Origin of the sequence: Leptospira vanthielii serovar Holland str. Waz Holland = ATCC 700522, from assembly GCF_000332455.1 — a bacterium.
In the GTDB taxonomy this organism is placed as follows: domain Bacteria; phylum Spirochaetota; class Leptospiria; order Leptospirales; family Leptospiraceae; genus Leptospira_A; species Leptospira_A vanthielii.
In genome coordinates this window covers 245,703-264,846 of the sequence record NZ_AOGY02000042.1, presented here as the reverse complement: position 1 = coordinate 264,846, position 19,144 = coordinate 245,703, and the positions used below count along the sequence as shown (strand labels likewise).

The window sequence follows — 19,144 nt, the reverse complement described above, 5'->3', positions numbered from 1 at the left end:
ATTCTTTAAACCGTCGGGACTGTCCCGCCATCGATGACGTATTCGGCTCCATTTATGGATCCCGCTTTGGCCGACGAGAGAAATGCGATCAGTTCAGCTACTTCTTCTTGTTTGGCGGGTCGTCCGATCGGTATGCCGCCCAAAGCATCCATCACACTTTGTTTAGCTTCTTCGACGGTGATTTTGTTTGTGTTCGCAATTTCCTCAAGCCAAACGTTTGAGGCATCGGTTCCGATCCAACCAGGAGACACTACATTTACGCGAATCCCTTTGGGACTAATTTCCTTAGACAAACTTTTGCTGTAATTTGTAAGGGCAGCCTTCGCAGCAGCGTAAGGAATTGTTGATTCATATAAGGGAAGGATTCTTTGAATACTGCTGACGTGAACGATGGATCCGCGGCCCTGCTTCAACATTTCTGGCACAAGCAATCGATTCAGACGGACCGCGGGGAAGAGATTGAGATTAAGGGATTTTTGCCAGTCTTCATCAGATAATTTGCTGAACCCACCCGCAGGAGAACTTGAGCCGCCGACAACATGCGCGATGATGTCGATGCCGCCTAATTGTGAGAGCACCTCTTTTGCGATGAGATTTGTTCCTTCGGCAGTAGCGAGATCTGATTTTACGAATATCACACCTTTGGGTAGCTGATCCGTTGTATCACGCGCAGTTGTCAAAACATTCGCTCCAGCTAGTGCGAAACGCTTAACAGTGGCAAGGCCGACTCCGGCGGTGCCTCCTGTGACTAAAACTCTTTTACCTTCAAACTCGGACGATCTCACTTCGTATGGGTAATTCATATACCCTCCTGGTTGTTTGATTCACCTGAATCAAGTTTTTAATATAGATCAATATCAAAACCCACATTAATTACTGGTCGCTTTGTGTAAATTATTTAATATCGATCTATATCATAAAAACTCATCCGTTGAGGATTTTTAGTTTTTCGATGATACGGGAAGACAGCAAGAGGTCCACATGAAGACAAAAAAAGGTGAAAAAGATAAGTTACGCGTGGCCATTCTTGACAGTGCAATACGCTATTTTAAAGAAAACGGAAGTGGTGCTTCTGGTATTTCAGGAATCATGAATCATGCCGGTCTCACTACGGGGGCACTCTACAGTCATTTCAGCTCCAAGGATGAACTCTTTGGCGAAACTATTTGCCGCGAACTTGAGAAGCTCGAATTTCAGCTTTCTCAGACTTTCAAAAAAGAAAAAAAGAACGCACTTAAAGTGATGATTGAAACCTACTTTGAGGAGGAGCGCTTAGTTGAGGTCGGCGACGGTTGTGTTTATACTGCCTTAGGCAGTGATATGCACAGGAGCCAGGCCAGCTACCGCGCACGTTATGAAAAGTATACGGAAAAAGTTTTTCAACTTTTCGCCGACTGCATTCAGCTTCAATTCCCCAAGGAAAGTGCTGAAGCCTGCTATGAGAAGGCAATGGTTCTTTACAGTGGCATGGTCGGCGCAATGACTATGGCTCGCACAACAAAAAATTTGAAAGTTGCTCATGCGATCCTCGCTGCTGAGAAAAAACATCTGATACAAAGTTTCGTTGCCAAAGAGAAATGAATTGCTAAAACGATTTTGCATTCATAGCATTCGTTCCATACAAAGCCTCGGTGAGTTTCCAAATTGGGATCTTCCCGAATTTGGATTCGAATTTCAACGTATCATTCGAGATAATTGAATCAATCTGATTTTTCCCAAGGGATTTATATTACGATTCGCGAGTAAGGGCAGCTTATTTTTTGTCCAAACTATCCTCGGAAATCTATAGCTCCTTTTGCGAGAGGGATAGTAAGGGCGCGTTAGCGGTCGCGGTTAGCGACCGAAGCCCTGGATAGCCCGACCCCAAATTCCTGATAAAATGATATCTGACCAGAAATCATTTTTGATGATGAATCAAATCTTTGGGGACTCGCCCAAAATCACCGCATAACCTAATGGAGGCACATCTAAGATGAAACTTTTGAAGAGAGAGAATTCGTAACAAGGTAGTAACGGAATATTTTTCAAAGAAAATTTTCAGTAAAAAAAATATTCTAGCAGTTTGTTGTGAGACCTGGAGTGTCTCCTTTTATAAAGGAAACCGTAACTTTCGGTTGAGATTGTTGTCACGCTACGTTGTATTTTGCGAAAGTTAATCGGAAAAATTAAAAACATTAACTGTTGTTAACTCTCTAATCTCGCGTCAGCATGCGGTTTTTTTATGTCTATAGGTATAAAGTGGGGAATGTTTATGTTACAAGCGCGAGTCCACCAAACGACTGCTCTTTCGGAAGCGACCAAATCGGGTCATACTGAGATTGTGAAGTTGTTACTCGCAGCTGGAGCAGAGGAGCCTTCTCGTTAGGTTCCTTGTTTAATAGGTGGTGGGCTCGCCCATAAAGATTGGGAACGAATGACGGAGGCACGGGTGGATCTTCGTCGGTTTTGTTCGGTTTTTTAGTGGAGGTTATGATTGCGATGAGACATAATGCATGCGGGAATCTACAAACCCCCACCCGAGTTAGGGTGGAGGGGAGTGGCTCGTGGGATGTCCGAAATTTCCCTATAACGCTAATCCTTTATTTCTGATACAAACTTTCCGATTTACAAAAATTTATTCCAAAAGAGTTCGCTTTTTCTATCTAGATTGGTTCCAGAAAGATCGGTAACAATGGTGAAACTTCTGTTCCCGTGTTTTTTAAATTTTCAATGTTTAGAGATAAAAAGAGAATACCATTTATCATTTGTTCATGATAGAAGGAGTGAAATTTATGGGTTTAGCCGTTAGTTGAGACCAAGGTAAAGGTATAAATGAAACAATCATTAGTTGAAGAGATTTTGATAACAAGAGAGATGAAAAACGAAAAGACAGTGGCTCTTGTTCGATTTGTTTTATTTTCGGTCACATCCATGATGGATTTTTTATCTTATCTTGGATGGATCAACTATACAATTGTGACTCCCAATTTGATAACAGTTACATTAGATTTTGTATTTCTAATGTTTGCTGGTATCGTCTTATACTTTGTAAATTTTTTACCTTATCAACCATACTTAAAATTTTTCACTATTACTTTAGATTATTTTATTATTGGGCTTATGATCTTTTTGGATCCAACAATTCAGAAAGCCAATGGTCTGATATACTTTATTGCTATGACTAGCGCAATTTTTATTTACCAGTTCAATCAATTGAGACATTCAAAAACAGGCACAATCTATGGAGCTTTTTTGGCTTTTGTTTATTTTTTGGTAATATCCATCGGGTTAGGGGAAGGATACCCATTCGATATTGTTCCAATGATGATTGGACTCGGAATGATCCTTGGAGTCGGTTATGTGACAACTGTTTCGAATATTGAAATGGTGAAAGAGGCCAATGCAAAACAAATGATGGAAAGATACCTACCATCCCAACTCGTTAGTGAATTTTATAAAAATAAAGCTCAGCTAGAACCAGGTGGAGAAAATAAGGAAGTGACCATTCTTTTTTCTGATATACGATCTTTTACTAAATTTTCAGAACAAAGGTCTGCAGAAGAAGTCGTTCAATTTTTAAATGAATATTTGTCTCGAATGACAGATGTCATTTTTAAATTTAATGGGACCATTGATAAGTTTATCGGTGATGCGATTATGACTGTATTTGGAGCTCCTTTTAAAAATGAGGATGATGCGCTTCGAGCAGTCAAAACAGCCGTGGAAATGATTCGTGAATTGGCAAAGTTGAATCGTAAGATGGATCTTGGCAGTGATAATTTACTACAAGTTGGCATTGGAATCCACACGGGAGAGGCAATTGTAGGAAACATCGGTTCCGATCGAAGATTGGATTACACTGTGATAGGTGACAATGTGAATTTAGCCTCTAGAATTGAAGGATTGACGAAACATTACGGCTGTTCGATTCTTATATCAGAAACAACATTCAAACAAATCGAAGGTAAATATGCAAGTCAAGATGGTTTTGAGGTCCGAGAAATTGATCGAGTGATAGTGAAAGGAAAATCAAAGGCAATTTTAGTATATGAGGTTGTTGTTTTGTAAATGAATAAGTCAGTGGATACGTAATTGCCAATAGGGGTAATGCCACTTCACTCTGGATAGTTTAGACTCATGAAGAGTTTTTTAATTCATCATTGTAATTCAAATCATCGAAATATTTTTAGAAGTTGGAAATTTTTTATTCTATTATTTTAAAAAAAATGTTTCGATCGTATGTTGAATTTTTGGAATAGAATCCAGATTTTTGGGGACTCACCCAAAATCACCACATAACTTCAGGAGAGGTACTTCTAAGGTGAAACTCGTGAAGAGGGATGTAGAACCTGGCTGCATGAAGAAACGGACTCATTGAAACTTTCTACTTAATTCAGTCTTTTAACACGGGATAAACTCTATATGCAGGGAAGATTCTCTGATATACGAGAGAAACTATACAACTAATGGAATTCCGTGATTGGTATCATCCGTTAAAATTTCAAATGCAGCACGTGAGGATGTAGTCAACACATCTTCAATTATTTTTCCATCTGAGTTTTTGAACTTCACTTTGATATTGCAAGAAGCAATTTTTGAATTCAAACAATTCTTAATTCCCCCCGGTGGGTTATAATATTTCAAACCAACAAAATCATTTTCATTTGCTTTTATCCAACCCGTTATCTCAACATCCTTTGTTGATGAATTGAAATGCCAATTAAAATAGTTGAAATCTGCTTTTGCTTTCAATGCTTGCGAAATACCGTTCAATTTAAACTCTTGTCCTTTATGTCTAAATACCATAACAGTCATAAACGGAGTCCAAATGGGGCCAAACTTTAATCTCGCGGTAGCAACCTCTAAAAAACTTTCAGGAGAATTATCAAATCCTGCAACCTGTCCCCAAGCATAATGGTCGGTATGTTTTACACCCCAATTATGATTCTGGCTTCCAACCCAATTGTTAATTTCAAAAACTTCGTTGTTTACTTCTACTGTTCCTGTAAACACATCCAAAGGTTTTCCAACTAATAATTTTGCTTTAGGTAGTGAGGTTTGATACAAATTTTCAGGAAGAACTAGTAATGGTTTTTCACCTCCACTGTAATTCAAATTCCATTTAATTTTTCCAGAAGCAGTTTCAACAACACCGCTTAAGGCTGTCTCTGTTAAGATGGAGTCGTCAATCGAAACATTCAATTCATCCGTAGAAAAATGTGCCTTTGAATAGGGAATTTCCTTCTTTACCGCAACATGTTTTTGGGTTATCCCATCAAACCATATGACCCAAAGCTCAGCTATTGCTTTTGTAGCATCTCCTTTCGGGGAAAAGATTGTGTATCGGATCCAAAACGCCTTTTTCTCGATAGGATGGTTTGCCCTTACAAAATAACTTTCATAGTGGCCATTTAAACCATTCGAGTTATAACGGATTGTGTTTACTTCATTCATCTGCAACTAACGATAAAATGAACCACTTAGGAAACTGAAAAGAATTTAAAACGATATGGACACCAAATTCAGGGAAGATTTTCGATATTCGCAACACAATTCCCATTAAGGAATCCAGCGGATAGAAGTGGTGGACAAATCTGCAAAAGACGATGAAATTCAAATAGAAAAGAAGATTTTTATGAATAAAATTAAAATAGCTTGGTGGTTCAGTCTTTTTGTCCTTAGTGCTGTCTGGATTGTTACCGACCCTGGCATTTTCACTACTAGGGAAGTCATTCCTCTAAGAAATCTTTTGGTTCAGTATAGCGGAATTTTGGCAGTGGGCTGGATGAGCCTTGCCATTTGTTTGTCGGTAAGGCCTAAGTTTTCTGAAACCTGGTTCGGCGGTCTTGATAAGATGTATCGCCTTCACAAGTGGCTAGGAATCAGTGTCGTAGTAGTAAGCTTCTTCCATTGGTGTATGAGTAAAGCTCCGAGGTGGGCTACAGAACTTGGACTGCTTGTGCATCGTAAAAGAGGTCCGAGACCCCACGCTACCAATCAGTTCGGAGATTGGCTCTCAAGTCATCGCGGTTTGGCGGAGACTGTTGGTGAATGGATGTTTTACGGGACTCTCATCCTCATCGGGATTGCGCTGTTTAAAAAAATATCATACAGATCTTTTTATAAAACTCATCGACTTTTTGCTCTGATCTATCTTGGACTTGTTTTTCATACCATAATCCTGACAAAAATTTCCTACTGGATTTCGCCAGTGGGCCTAGTCATATTCCCTCTGTTGGTGGGAGGTGTCGTCTCCGCTTTCCTATCGCTCTTTAAGAAAATCGGGGTTCTTCGGCAAGGTTATGGCAAAATCGAAAACATCGAATATTTTCCAGGTGTCAAAGCACTCGAAGTTGTGATCAAAGATATTCGGGGATGGGGTGGGCACAAACCTGGTCAATTTGCTTACGTGACCTCTCAAATTGAAGAGGGACACCACCCCTTTACAATCGCTTCCTCTTGGAAAGAAAACGATGCCAAGATTACTTTCATCATAAAGGAGTTAGGTGACTACACAGGAAGTCTCAAAGAATCGCTTCATGTGGGTCAAACAATGTGGATAGAGGGACCTTACGGTTGTTTTACTTTCGATGACAATTGTCCCATTCAAGTCTGGCTCTCAGGAGGTGTCGGAATCACCCCATTTATTGCAAGGATGAAATATCTCTCCGAAACCAAAACCTCTACTACACAAACCATTTACCTTTTTCATTCGGCTGCCCAAGCAGATGAAGGTGCATTTGCAAAGCTGACGGCCGATGCAAAATCGGCTGGGGTTCACCTGCATATCTTCGTAGATGTCCAGGGTGATCGTCTGAGCGGAGAAAAAATCCGCGAATTGGTAAAAGACTGGCGGGAGTCTAGTTTCTGGTTCTGTGGACCTCTTGGACTTGGAAATGCGTTGAAGGCAGATTTTGCAAAAAAAGGAGAGCCCATTAATCAACGGTTCCGCCAGGAACTCTTCGACATGCGTTAGTCGCTTAATGCAAGGCAATGTCTCCTCGGATGATTGCCAGATGATTTTAATTTTGGGAATTTAACTCGGGATGTATCCAATCGATTGAAATTTAATTTTGATTCGAAAGTAAAAAACAAGTAATGCAGTTATGCATTGTCCATCTTTGTGACAGCATCGTAAAGAGGTGCGTTCATTTCTGGATCAATGATGTAAATGATCCTTTGTGTACTCGAAGTATGGCCTGCGAGGTCAATTACCGCTCGGCGTTTGTCCATACGAATTTCGTTGATATCAAAATCGGCAATTCTGTATTTAATCCCTTTTTTAAACAAAGGTTTGATGGTGCAGATCCTTTGGATCTTTGGTCGAGTTTGGAAGCGATCGACTTCTAGTATTTTGCATATATCAAAATGAACTTGTTTTTCCGAATCAATAGAGGCAGTGATGACGTAATTACCTACGTTGATGATATTTTGATTATTGGTTAAGCTTGCGCCGACATAATCAAGTAAGTGACGAATGTTTCGATTGCTGTAGGAAAAAAACGAATCATTAACAATCATTTTCAAAGCTGTTGCAGAACTGAATGCTGGACGCCAAGGTTGGTTGGTTGTTAAACTTGCATATTCACTAGCAAGGGACAAAATTGCGATATCTTCTTCAAAATTGACAGAGTTTACATTCGATTCTTGGATTCGAAGTTGTGCATCAATATCTGCCACAATCATTTTTTTACTTGGATCTTTGATGAACTTATCCCTGATTACCATAAGTTTTCTAAAAACAGTATTATTGTCAGGGAAGTTATTGTTAATTGCATTCCCTCGAAACGGTCGATGGTGGTTCAAAACAAGCGTTCGAATCTCTTGTGTAATTTCTGGTGCTGCAAGAGTCATTAAATAACTGATAATTGGATGTTGTTGGATTGTATTGTATTCTTCTTTGGTCAAATTAGGTTTGTCTGGAAGTAATATTTTTGAATAACCAATATCTGCCAGAAAACTAGCTGTCATTACAGAAAGATGGTCTTTTTTATTAGGTTTGTTATCATTACCTACACCAATCTTTTTGGTTCGGACTTTCATACCCATAGCAACAATCGTTCGTTTGGTCATTAACTCAGATTCCACTGGTACACCAGCATGATTCAAAATTTCTAATATATTAAAAAGTCCTGATTCAAAATCTGGATTGTTTGTGAAGTCATCTAAAACTTTTCCGATTGATTTGTGAACTCGGATTGCATGATCCGAGTTGAACGCTTCTTTTTTTAATTCTAAAATCAGTGATTCGGTCTGTTTTGCAAATTCAGTTGTTTTGTCTGGATCAAAGAGTTTTGTGTTGCGAGGGTCTGTGGTATCTCCCGATGTGACTCGCAATTGTTTTGAGTCAGAGGTAAGGCAATAGGCTCCTTGCAACTCAATCTTTAGAAGTTTACCAAAATCATCTTCCGTTGCATTTTTCTTTTTTGCCATGATGAGTTTGCCAGTTCGATCATAAAGATCGAGTGGGATTTGTTTGCTCTTACGATAACTACTTAAAAGATCATCATTGAATTCAAATTTAGCAAGTTGGTCAGTGGTAATTAAAGGAGTATCGCTCAAATTATATAGTCCAAATACAGTGTGATTATCTGATAATATGAGACGAATATAATTGGAATAGGCTAACGTTTTGCTCCTTTTTATCGATTTAAAAATAGCTCTATTACTAATCAAAACTTCGCTTTTTCATGAAAATTGGTGTTGGGAAAAAGGAATTTTCATGGTTGGAGTTAACTTCTTGTTTAAGGATTGAAAAAATCAAACGAATGATAATCACTCCATTAGATTTACTACTTTCCTAATGGTAGATTAATGTTTGATCTATTGAAAAGCTAAACTGTTTTCAAAACAACTGGGAATTAATTATTAAACAAAAAAAATGAATCACCTTAGATTTAAAATGACAGACGCAAGTTCTATTCTATCATCACAAGATTGAAAGTAGATTTCTTAGACGTTCTAATTCTTTCCTCGCGTCCAGTAATACCTCATTGCACCGATGAAGGCAAAGAATCCGCAGACAAAAACTCCTGTTGTAGAAAAAATCCCAACTATATCTTTTGCACTAAAAACGTCGTTTGGATGCGTGCCCAGTTGCGAAAGTAACGGATTTAGTATCCCAACCCAGAGTACAAATACAAACATGAATGCTGCGCCGCGGCCTGCCCAGCGGCGTATGATTGCAGGATCGCTTGGTTCGATTTTTCCTCGGACTACTAGATAGTCGAATAAAAGGCCTAAGGTCGCACCTAAGAATAACCCTTTGATTAGTCCCAGTATTCCAGAGGTAGTGAGTAAGGAAATAAATGATAACACGATGAGAAACAGGAATACTAGAACGATTGTCAGTAAGAATGGTCCTCCCACTCGCGCACCTGGCAGTGCCCCCGATCCTATTTCTATTGAAGAAAAGGCACTGGCAAATCCGCCAAGCCCTGCGATGACTTCTGCTCCTAACGAAAAAAGAATACTGAGAATAAGTACAAAAATCCAGAGTTTCCGGCTCATTCGCTGATTTCATGACTTGGATATAATTTCGCAAGCACTTTCATAGTATTGACAGAAGTCACAATTTAGTTGATTACACTTTCAATTAATCAAATTGCTTTCTCCAATGAGAATCTTTTCAAATTAAACAGGGAAGCTTCTAGGATAACTTTCCATTAAGGAGTTGAATTTATGATTTATATTGTGTGTTTGTGAAAATTTTAGTTTTTTAACAAACTAAGCTTTAATTTCTTAGGATCATTCTGATTCGTTGGAAAGATCTTTTTCTTTCTAAATCGATCTCAGAAAGTTTAATCGAATTGCCGAATTAATTGAATGTGTTATGATCCTTCAATACAAGTATTGAACTGGCTAAAATTATGAAAAAAATGATTCTCTTATTGTTTTCGGTCTTTCTTATTTCAAATTTATCTCTCCGTAGTGAAACGATTCTACTCAAGTCCGGAGAAAAATGGGAAGGTTCCATCCTTGCTCAAGACAAAGATTCTGTGACGATCAAACTCGCAGACGGTAGCAAAAAAGTATTTTCAAAGTCTGTAATTCGAAAAGTGTCCTTTGCAAAGAAACCCGATTCCTCAGCTCTTAAAATCGAACCTCAGATTTCGGAAAAGGAAAAGAAAATCAAAGAAGAAAAGGAACTCGCAGAAAAACAAAAACAGGAAGAAGAAAATCTCAAAACAAAAGTAGAATTACATAAAAAAAGGGAGGAACAACTTTCTAATGCAAAACGACATTATCTGGAAGGTTCCTTGGGAGTTGGAAGTGGCGAGAGCCAATCAGAGCTCCGCCCTTTTTTCCAAACCATTCAGGTAGCGGGCCTTCTTTTTAGCAGCGGTGGTCAAGCCGAGTTGCAATCCACTCCATACAAAACTAAAAACCACAGCGGAACGGCACGATTGTTTTATGCTTGGGACCGGTTCACCATCGAGATACGTGGTACGGAAGCCAAAGGGAAGTTCGATGTCGGTGGCTTTCAGACGCTTGCTTACGGAAGTGGGAATGGCTCTTCTTCCACTTCAGACAAAACTACCAATGTTCTTCTCGGAAACGGCGATACAAAGTTTCAAAAACTTTCTTCTAGGATCGGATTTACTCCTTATCCGCATCCGGTTTTAGATCTTCAAATATTGGGAGGTTTGGAAAGAATTTGGACAAAAACCAACCAAGAAGTTGATAGTCTCGGAGGGATTACCGCCACAGGAATCAACCCCAATCGAGTGAGTTATCGTGATACTAGCAATTCACTTAAAGGTTATAGTTTAGGAATTGGATTCGAATGGAAATTTTTAGAAAGATTTACTCTGCAAGGGCAGATTTTGCATTTGGATATGCAAGGCCCATCCTCGTTTCGGAGCAACGAATTTCGATTGGATTCCGCACCTTTTCGATACAATCCGTACGGCCTAGACTATCAATGGAAATCTACAGGAACCGAAGTGAATGTGAAATTCGTAACGAAGGTCAAAGGTGATTTCAGTTTATTCGTGGAAGCGAGTAACATGACCTTAAATAACAAATTACAATCTGGTTATATCACGGAAAACGAAGGTGGGGGAAATACGGATCCGTCCCAAATCTTACTAAAAGTGTATGGGCCTCAAATATTAATTCCGATGTTCTATGATTCGAAGACAATATTGAGTTATGTTCAAGTTGGCGCAAATTATCGTTTTAATTTTTAGAATCACAAACTTGTTTGAAATAGTATGTAAATCCAAACTAGGAATCAAACTATTTCAAATATTTTCACTCATTGCGGAATCCTATTGGATATGAATTTGGTCACCTTTTTCCTGTTAATTGGAAAAAGATTCCTTTTCGACTCTCCATTTTTCTGAGGCTTTTAAAATTTCTTCAGCAAGCATTGCAAGTCCAGGTCCTGATTTTTTACGATAACATAGATAGAATTTCCTTTCTGCATTCCATTCTTCGAATTTAATTTTCCGCAGTTTTGAGCCAATGGAATACTCTGATAAAAAACCGATCCCCAGTCCCGCTTCCAATGATTTGATCACGGATTCAACACTTCTCAGTTCCATCGCTATCTTAGAACCAAATTCTTTTGAAAAAGATTTTATCTTTTTCTCCACTGCTTTTCTAAGAGCCGAACCTGGGTGGAAAAATACAAAGGATTGTTTTTTTAAGTCCTCGATTCTAATTTTCTTTTTTAGAAAAATAGGATGGTCTTTTGCTGCGCAAGGAACGATTTGATCAGATAAAAATTCTAGAACATTCAAACTAGGTTCTGTTATGGGGCCAGTCAAAATCCCAAGATCTACTTCTCCCTTTAATACGGCGTCTTTGGTTTCCCTATCATCTCCCTCTCTTACGGAAAGAGAAAGTTCTGGTCTTTTTTTTAGGATTTCCTTTAAGATTTGAGGTAGGATCCAAGCAGAGACGGTCCCACCAGCCGAAATAGAATAGGTTCCTTTTAGTTCTTTTTCCTTAGAAAAGCCGTTTTTTATTTCTTCCCATAATTCCTTCATGCGAACAGAATATTGATAGAATCTTTCACCTTCGTGTGTTAGTCGAACTGACCTTCCTCCTCTTTCTAAGACAGTGACTCCTAATTCCTTTTCTAATAGAAAAATCTGTCTAGAGAGTGCTGGTTGTGTTAATCCTAGTCGAGATGCTGCCTTTTGGAATGTGCCTGATTCTGCGATTTCTAGAAAGTAAATGACCTGTCTGAATTCCATACGACATATAACTTTTAGTTATACATTTTATAAAACCAATTTATTTGCATTATATCAATTAATTTGATACCTTATTTACCAAGAGGGAAATATGGGACAAACTCTATATGACAAAATTTGGGAAAGTCATCGGATCTTTGATAATTCAGACTCTGAATCTATTTTATATGTGGATCGTCATATCTTACATGAAGTGACTTCTGCCCAAGCATTCGAAGGACTAAGAACTAAGAAGAGGGATGTAAGAAGGAAGGATCTCACTTTTGGAGTTGTGGATCATAATGTTTCCACAAGAGATCGTAAAAACAGAGATGCAGCAGGACCTGTCTCACGTTTGCAGATTGATACAATGGAGAAAAACTGCAAAGATTTTGGAATCCGTTTGTTTGGTCCGGAAGATCCCGATCAAGGAATTGTGCATGTAATCGGTCCTGAGTTAGGATTCACAACTCCTGGATCAGTGATTGTATGTGGAGATTCTCATACAGCAACACATGGAGCATTCGGTGCTTTGGCTTTTGGAATCGGAACTAGTGAAGTAGAACATGTACTTGCGACACAAACCTTAAAACAGGCGAAAACAAAATCAATGTCTGTTCGTTTTGTTGGAAAACCTGGATTTGGAATCACTGCAAAAGATGTAGTTCTTGCACTCATTGGGAAGTTGGGAACCTCAAGGGGAAGAGGATACACTTTAGAATATTCTGGTGAATGGATTCGTTCTCTTTCTATGGAAGGGAGGATGACTCTTTGTAATATGAGTATTGAAGCAGGAGCCAGGGCAAGTCTTGTCGCACCAGACCAAATCACATTTGAGTATTTGAAAGATAGAAAGTTAGTTCCTAAGGGAGAAAGTTTTAAGGAAGCTATCGAATATTGGAAAACATTTTTCACAGATGAAGATGCTTTTTTTGATGAGAAAATTGAATTAGATATTTCTAATATAGAGCCCCAAGTCACATGGGGAACCAATCCATCTCAGACTTTATCCATTTTGGGAGTTGTTCCTAATCCAAATGAATTTCAAGAGAGTCGGGCTCGAGAGACAGCAGAGAAAGCCTTGGAGTATATGGATTTAAAACCTGGAACTCCAATTTCGGAGATCAGAATTGATAAGGTATTCATAGGCTCTTGTACAAATGCACGGATAGAGGACTTACGATTAGCTGCAGAAGTTGCGAAAGGAAAAAAAGTCCATCCAAGAGTGCAAGCTTTGGTAGTCCCTGGTTCAGGTTCTGTCAAACGTCAGGCGGAAGCAGAAGGTTTAGATCAAATTTTCAAAGAAGCTGGATTTGAGTGGAGAGAGCCTGGCTGTTCCCTTTGTCTTGCGATGAATGACGATGTATTAAAGCCGGGCGAAAGATGTGCATCCACTTCTAACCGCAACTTCGAAGGAAGACAAGGGCGAGGAGGAAGAACGCATTTAGTCAGTCCTTCGATGGCAGCCGCCGCAGCAGTGAACGGAAAATTTGTAGATGTGAGGACATTGACATGAACGTAAACAATTGGACAATCCATACAGGAGTGGCGGTATCAATCCCAAGAGAGGATATTGATACGGACCAAATACTTCCTAAACAATTTATGAAACTCATCGATAAAAAAGGTTTTGGAAAACATTTATTTTTTGATTGGAGGTATTTAGATTCAGAAGGAAAAATTCTAAGTCCTGAATTTGTTTTGAACCAGGAAAGATTTAAGAATGCGAGTGTACTCATCGCTGGAAAAAATTTCGGCTGTGGTTCGAGTCGAGAACATGCACCTTGGGCTCTTTCTGATTTTGGATTCCGAGCCATTTTGGCTCCCTCCTTTGCCGATATATTTTCCATTAATTCGGCAAAGAATGGAATCGCTCTTATTCGTTTGAAAAAAGAAGAAATCCATTCTATAACTGAATGGATTTTAACAAATCCTGGATCTCAAATTAGGATCAATTTGGAAAATTTAGAAGTACAAGTGGGAGAGAAAACATTCTTTTTCCATTTGGATTCTGCATCAGTCAACCGGATCCGGAATGGTTGGGATGATATTGAAAGCACTTTAAAAAATGAAAGAGCTATCTTAGAATTCGAACGGAAACGAAAAACGGAAAAATCATTTTTGGACGTGTATTGGTAAACATCTCTTAGAAATATTTTAGCAGTTTGTAGTGAGGGTGGAGCGATTTTTGAATATAGCCCGTAAAACAATGCCGAATACAGTAAGCTGAATGGGTATAAATATCATGTCCCATTGAATTTGCGTTAAACTGCTGACATAGGGACCCTTGGGTTCGAACGGGGGCAAAATCGGATACCATGTAAGCACCGTTAGAGTTGTGACCACGAGTGTGTCCGCAAAACCAAAATAATAGTGGAGAAAGTAGCGTTTTTTGTGCAAGTGATAGAGGACAAACATGAGGATAAGACTCAAGGGTTCAAGGAGCAGGTATTGTAGGCTATCAAAGGTTGGAAGTGATAGGAGTGCTAAGCGATAAGCAGCGTGACAATAGACCCATTGTAATGGTGAGGACCGAAAGATAAAAAAACCGCGATCAAACAGAGTTGTCTGGAAACGTTCTTTTGCCATTTCCTGAAGTAACCAGACAAGTAGACCAAGACATACAAAACGACTAAGAAACCCGCGATAGGTGCCGCCATCGGGAGAAAAAACCATGGCAAAGATATTCGCCACCACAGCAAAGTTGATATAACGAGAAAACCAAACTAGGAACCTTTGTTGTTTATCTTCGGAAAAACTTGCAAAGACAAGCACGGCGCCCAAGCCAAGGGGCAGAAGCAACATAAGCTTGATAAAACCCATGATTTTGATCGGATTTTGATGAGTGTCATAGGTAAATTGAATACCAGCTAACAGAGAAATGGTCATCACAAGCAAAAAAAGAATGGATTGGCGATAACTTGCCAAGTAACAAACAAGTGCTACAGCTAGAATGGCAATTGAGCTGTTCCAAAGGAGTAAAGTGAGATGTATTCCCAGTTCGCTATTCATAATTTAAAAATTTTGGCCTGACTGATTCTTGAGGTCGATAATAAATGGACCCAATTTTTCTTTGCGAACATAAGATACTTCCAGTGTATGGATTGTTTGCCAGTTGCTGAATGCTGATAATTCCGGAGCTGATTTTTTCCACCCTGCCATTGATTCAATTTTGTTTCCTAATACATCAGAATTTTATCGGTATGTTTTTTCATTTTTACCTTGACTTAATCCAAAGATTAGTTATTGATTGATCAATAAATGATGAAATCGAAAGAAACTGAGAGAAATACGACACAAACCAGAAAGACGGAAATTCTCACGGCTGCCGTAAAGGTGTTCTCCTCCTTAGGTTTTTATAAAGCGACAACGGCAGATATAGCGGAAGCTGCTTCTATTTCGCAACCGTATATTTTTAAATTTTTCAAATCAAAAGAGGAACTTTATTTAGCGGCTTTGGAGGAGGCATTCAGAAGGATTCACTCCGCCTTTGAGAATATCCCAATTCTAAGGATAGGTTTGGACCTGCAAGGGGAGATGATTGTTGCTTATGAACAATTGATGGCAAACTTTCCAGAAGAAATCCATCTGCAAATGCAAGCCTTTGGGATTTCCGAACCCTCTATCCGAGAGAAAACAACGGAATCCTTTGCGAAATTGTACGAACTCGTCGTGAAAAAATTTCAGAAAGCTGAAATTCCCGACCCTGAGTTCACAGCAAAAGTATTTCTCGCCAAAGGAATCTTTTGTAATCTCACTTTGGTTTTGAATTTACCTGAGATAAAGTTCTGATTTTTTTTAAAATTTTTGTGATTGATTGATCAATAAATATTGGAGATGGAAATGGAAAAAGCGTTGGTATTAGGAGCAACAGGGGGAACGGGAAAAGCGCTCGTTCAGGAATTACTCGCAAGAGGGATTGGAACCATAGCCTTCGGCAGAAATCAAGGTGCCTTGGAGTCTTTGGCAAATGAATTGGGGAATCCAGAAAAGCTGGAATTGGCATTAGGTGATGTTTTTCAGTGGGAATCGGTTCGAGAAGCAGCAAAAACAGCGGATATCATTTTTCAAACAGCAAACGTTCCTTATCATGAGATGGCCGACAAATCTTTATTACTAGCCGAGTCCGTAATGAAAGCGGCACAGGCAAATTTCCAAAAGATTGTTTTTGTCGACGGAATCTATGTTTATGGACCAAATCCTGGTTATGTGGTTGAGGAATCATACCTAAGAAAGCCGAACTCAAAAAAAGGAAAAATTCGAATAGAGATGGAAAAACTAATTTTTTCCTCCAGCTGGTTACAAAGTAAACCTCTCATTGTTCGATTACCGGATTATTATGGACCTACAAGTAAAAATGCTTATTTGAATCCTACTTTAGAAGGTTTAGCTTTTGGAAAACCCTCTTTGTTTATTGGGGAAACAGGTGTTAAACGAGAATATATCTACCTTCCGGATGCAGCCAAAATGATAGTGAATGTAGCATCCAAAGAATCCTCTTATCGAAGAAATTGGAACTTACCCGGACAAACCATTTCTGGAAAGGAAATCCTTAAAATTGCTAAACAAATTACAGGTAAAAAAACATTTTTGATCCCTATTGGAAAAAAAACTTTAATGATCGCAGGTATCTTTGATTCTTTTTTAAGAGAAGTAGTGGAAATGATGTATCTAACTAAAGATCCATTGGTTTTGAGTGGAGTCCAGTATGAAAGAGAAATTGGTACCATACCACAAACTCCTTTTGAAAAAGGACTTAAAGAAACATTTGATTTCATTCGATCCAACAAAAAATAAATAAAAGTTGGTCCGGTTTGTTCCTAGATAAACAAATCGGATTTTTTCTTCATTCTTGATTCTTCGAAATACCTAAAAAACTGATTTGAAAAGTAGAAAGTATCTGCCTGCCATTTGGCGTTTTTCTTAAAAAATCCGATCTAAAAACAAAAAAAAACTCATTTTTGTAACATTTTAGAAAATCGGAGTAATTCCAAAGAGTAATATAAGAATTCCTCTCTATGTTTTTGTTTTCTGCGCTAATCCGAGAGAAGTAAAAAGATTCCGAGAGTATGAAAAGGATGGATATTAATGAATGAACTGGCGTTAGCTTTAAGTACTCTGAAGGAAATTAAAATAGAGGAAAGTTTTAATATACAAGAGGGAGAAAGGAAACGGTATAAATATGCTGAAGGAAAGGGGTGGGAAATTTTACTAATGGTATGGGGGAATAATTCCCAAACACCCATTCATGACCACAATGGAAGTAAAGGTTGGATTAGGATAATAAAAGGAAATTTAGTTGAGCGATGTTTTGATAAAAATCCAATTTATCAAATCGAAAAACTTTTAGGACTTGGTACTGATTCTTATATAGATGATAGTATAGGAACACACCAAATTGTGAATCCTTTTCAGTCCGTTGCGGTGAGTTTACATCTTTACTCACCTTCAATTTGTAATTGTAATGTATATGATGAAAATTCTAAAAAATGGCAAATACAAAATTTAGTTAACCATTCATTTGAGGGAAATTTTGTAAAATGAAAAGTGACTCAACAGTGTTACCGGATGTTTTTCGAATTTGTTTTGAGCACTATAATAAGGCTAAAAATTTACCTACAGGAAAAATAAAAAATCCGAATGAGATTTTAAGAGAATTCGATTTTGAGATAAAAAAAAATCCGGCGGATGCAGCTGAACTATTTAAGGATATGCAATTATATCTTAAGTTAACTCCCAACACACTAACACCAAATTTTCAGAATCAGCTTTTTTCAGGATTAAACCAGTATGCATTGGCAGGAGATTGGCTTACTTCCGTGACAAATACAACAATGGCTACCTTTGAAGTTTCGCCGATGGGAACTTTGGTCGAAAAAAAATTGATAGAACATATGAATCGTTTGGTCGGATGGGAAAATGGGGATGGGACTATGGCGACAGGTGGATCCAATGCAAATATGATTTCTCTGTTAGTCGCAAGAAACAAAATGTTTCCTGAAATCAAAAAAGAAGGCCAATTAAATAAAAGGTTAATTATATTTGTGTCAGAAGATGCGCATTATTCTTTTGAAAAAGCCGCAAACATTCTTGGTATAGGACTAGACCAAGTTAAAAAAATAAAAACAAATCCAAATGGAGAAATGGAGCCGAGTCATTTGGAAGAAATGGCCAGGGTAAGTCTTTCAGTAGGAGAGTGTCCATTTTTTGTCGCAGCAACTGCGGGAACCACAGTGCTTGGATCATTCGATCCAATCGATCGTATCCACGAAATATCAAAAAAATTTAATTTATGGCTTCATGTGGACGGGGCTTGGGGAGGGAGCGTTCTTCTTTCTTCAAGACATCGCCACCATTTAAAAGGAATTGAAAATGTAGATAGTATGACCTGGGACACACATAAGATGATTGGCACCGGGCTCATGAGTTCCTTTTTTCTTACAAAACATAACGGTATTCTGCGTTCGTCACATAATCATGGTGGTGAAGATTATATTTTTCATGAATCAGAAATTGCGGAATGGGATAGTGGACCATCTTCTTTGCAATGCGGTCGGAGAAGTGATGCTTTAAAAGTATGGTTAACATGGCGTTCGTTAGGTGACATTGGGATAGAAATACAAATTGATAATTTATTCGCAATGGCTATAAAAGCGAAGGAAATGATTTTGGAATATAAAGAGTTAGAGCTAATGTATGAACCTTCTTCATTGAATATCTGTTTTCGATATCGATCTGTAAGTGATGTAAATACTTTAAATAAAAAAATTCGACACCGACTGTTAGAGGAGGGAATTTTTTTTATTAATATTGCAACTAGAAAGAAAGAAACTTTTTTTCGCCTTATCATTGTTCATCCAGATTTGAATGAAACTCACCTTTATAAACTGTTTTCAGACATCATCCGGCTAGGTAATAAAATTAAAGAAGAAACTGAATTTTGTATGCTCAAAACATAACGAGAAGGAGGGTCACAATTA

Annotated in this window: 17 protein-coding genes; 11 read left to right on the top strand and 6 right to left on the bottom strand. The window is 38.3% G+C overall.

Annotation, left to right across the window (positions count from 1 at the left end):
- Positions 1-5 precede the first annotated feature (5 nt).
- Positions 6-803, bottom strand: a complete 798-nt coding sequence (locus tag LEP1GSC199_RS10240; protein WP_002981300.1) for an SDR family oxidoreductase — start codon at positions 801-803, stop codon at positions 6-8.
- Positions 804-981: 178 nt separating this feature from the next.
- Here LEP1GSC199_RS10240 and LEP1GSC199_RS20545 point away from each other — a divergent pair, with 178 nt between their 5' ends.
- From LEP1GSC199_RS20545 to LEP1GSC199_RS10230, 3 genes are all read left to right on the top strand, one after another.
- Positions 982-1,581: a TetR/AcrR family transcriptional regulator gene (locus LEP1GSC199_RS20545; protein ID WP_002981352.1), complete on the top strand. Its 600-nt coding sequence runs from the start codon at positions 982-984 to the stop codon at positions 1,579-1,581.
- A 670-nt stretch (positions 1,582-2,251) separates the two neighbouring features.
- Positions 2,252-2,365, top strand: coding sequence for an ankyrin repeat domain-containing protein (locus tag LEP1GSC199_RS21455; protein WP_168222688.1), 114 nt, complete (start codon positions 2,252-2,254; stop codon positions 2,363-2,365).
- A 446-nt stretch (positions 2,366-2,811) separates the two neighbouring features.
- Entirely contained in the window at positions 2,812-4,047 is a 1,236-nt protein-coding gene (locus LEP1GSC199_RS10230) for an adenylate/guanylate cyclase domain-containing protein (protein WP_002981492.1), read from the top strand.
- A 387-nt stretch (positions 4,048-4,434) separates the two neighbouring features.
- Here the strand turns inward: LEP1GSC199_RS10230 and LEP1GSC199_RS10225 are convergent, their stop codons facing one another.
- Positions 4,435-5,433: a hypothetical protein gene (locus LEP1GSC199_RS10225; protein ID WP_002981447.1), complete on the bottom strand. Its 999-nt coding sequence runs from the start codon at positions 5,431-5,433 to the stop codon at positions 4,435-4,437.
- A gap of 181 nt (positions 5,434-5,614) precedes the next feature.
- Between LEP1GSC199_RS10225 and LEP1GSC199_RS10220 the strand changes: the two genes are divergently transcribed.
- Positions 5,615-6,955 (top strand): ferredoxin reductase family protein, encoded by a 1,341-nt coding sequence (locus LEP1GSC199_RS10220; protein WP_039926545.1) that lies wholly within the window; start codon positions 5,615-5,617, stop codon positions 6,953-6,955.
- Positions 6,956-7,083: 128 nt separating this feature from the next.
- On the opposite strand, the gene LEP1GSC199_RS10215 is transcribed toward LEP1GSC199_RS10220, so the two are convergent.
- Both LEP1GSC199_RS10215 and LEP1GSC199_RS10210 read right to left on the bottom strand, forming a co-directional pair.
- A complete protein-coding gene (locus LEP1GSC199_RS10215; protein WP_002981506.1) occupies positions 7,084-8,541 on the bottom strand; it encodes an HD-GYP domain-containing protein in 1,458 nt (485 codons plus the stop codon).
- Between the two features lie 399 nt (positions 8,542-8,940).
- On the bottom strand, positions 8,941-9,489 hold the full coding sequence (locus tag LEP1GSC199_RS10210) for a hypothetical protein (RefSeq protein WP_002981518.1): 549 nt from the start codon (positions 9,487-9,489) through the stop codon (positions 8,941-8,943).
- Positions 9,490-9,848: 359 nt separating this feature from the next.
- Here LEP1GSC199_RS10210 and LEP1GSC199_RS10205 point away from each other — a divergent pair, with 359 nt between their 5' ends.
- On the top strand, positions 9,849-11,171 hold the full coding sequence (locus LEP1GSC199_RS10205; protein WP_002981190.1) for an LA_0442/LA_0875 N-terminal domain-containing protein: 1,323 nt from the start codon (positions 9,849-9,851) through the stop codon (positions 11,169-11,171).
- Between the two features lie 114 nt (positions 11,172-11,285).
- On the opposite strand, the gene LEP1GSC199_RS10200 is transcribed toward LEP1GSC199_RS10205, so the two are convergent.
- Entirely contained in the window at positions 11,286-12,185 is a 900-nt protein-coding gene (locus LEP1GSC199_RS10200) for a LysR family transcriptional regulator (RefSeq protein WP_002981296.1), read from the bottom strand.
- Between the two features lie 91 nt (positions 12,186-12,276).
- On the opposite strand from LEP1GSC199_RS10200, the gene leuC reads away from it, so the two are divergent.
- A complete protein-coding gene (gene leuC, locus LEP1GSC199_RS10195) occupies positions 12,277-13,680 on the top strand; it encodes a 3-isopropylmalate dehydratase large subunit (RefSeq protein WP_002981504.1) in 1,404 nt (467 codons plus the stop codon).
- Positions 13,677-14,303 (top strand): 3-isopropylmalate dehydratase small subunit, encoded by a 627-nt coding sequence (leuD, locus tag LEP1GSC199_RS10190; RefSeq protein ID WP_002981312.1) that lies wholly within the window; start codon positions 13,677-13,679, stop codon positions 14,301-14,303. Before leuC ends, leuD begins: the two co-directional genes overlap by 4 nt.
- Positions 14,304-14,321: 18 nt before the next feature.
- On the opposite strand, the gene LEP1GSC199_RS10185 is transcribed toward leuD, so the two are convergent.
- Positions 14,322-15,176 (bottom strand): hypothetical protein, encoded by an 855-nt coding sequence (locus LEP1GSC199_RS10185; RefSeq protein WP_002981606.1) that lies wholly within the window; start codon positions 15,174-15,176, stop codon positions 14,322-14,324.
- A gap of 249 nt (positions 15,177-15,425) precedes the next feature.
- Between LEP1GSC199_RS10185 and LEP1GSC199_RS10180 the strand changes: the two genes are divergently transcribed.
- The 4 genes from LEP1GSC199_RS10180 to LEP1GSC199_RS10165 all read left to right on the top strand — a co-directional run bounded on the left by LEP1GSC199_RS10180 (position 15,426) and on the right by LEP1GSC199_RS10165 (position 19,123).
- Positions 15,426-15,956 (top strand): TetR/AcrR family transcriptional regulator, encoded by a 531-nt coding sequence (locus LEP1GSC199_RS10180; RefSeq protein ID WP_002981470.1) that lies wholly within the window; start codon positions 15,426-15,428, stop codon positions 15,954-15,956.
- 51 nt (positions 15,957-16,007) lie between these two features.
- On the top strand, positions 16,008-16,961 hold the full coding sequence (locus LEP1GSC199_RS10175; protein WP_002981390.1) for an SDR family NAD(P)-dependent oxidoreductase: 954 nt from the start codon (positions 16,008-16,010) through the stop codon (positions 16,959-16,961).
- Positions 16,962-17,252: 291 nt separating this feature from the next.
- Positions 17,253-17,708 carry a cysteine dioxygenase gene (locus LEP1GSC199_RS10170; protein ID WP_002981457.1) on the top strand — a complete coding sequence of 152 codons (456 nt, stop codon included), beginning with the start codon at positions 17,253-17,255 and terminating at the stop codon, positions 17,706-17,708.
- On the top strand, positions 17,705-19,123 hold the full coding sequence (locus LEP1GSC199_RS10165; protein ID WP_002981332.1) for a pyridoxal phosphate-dependent decarboxylase family protein: 1,419 nt from the start codon (positions 17,705-17,707) through the stop codon (positions 19,121-19,123). Before LEP1GSC199_RS10170 ends, LEP1GSC199_RS10165 begins: the two co-directional genes overlap by 4 nt.
- Positions 19,124-19,144: the final 21 nt, after the last annotated feature.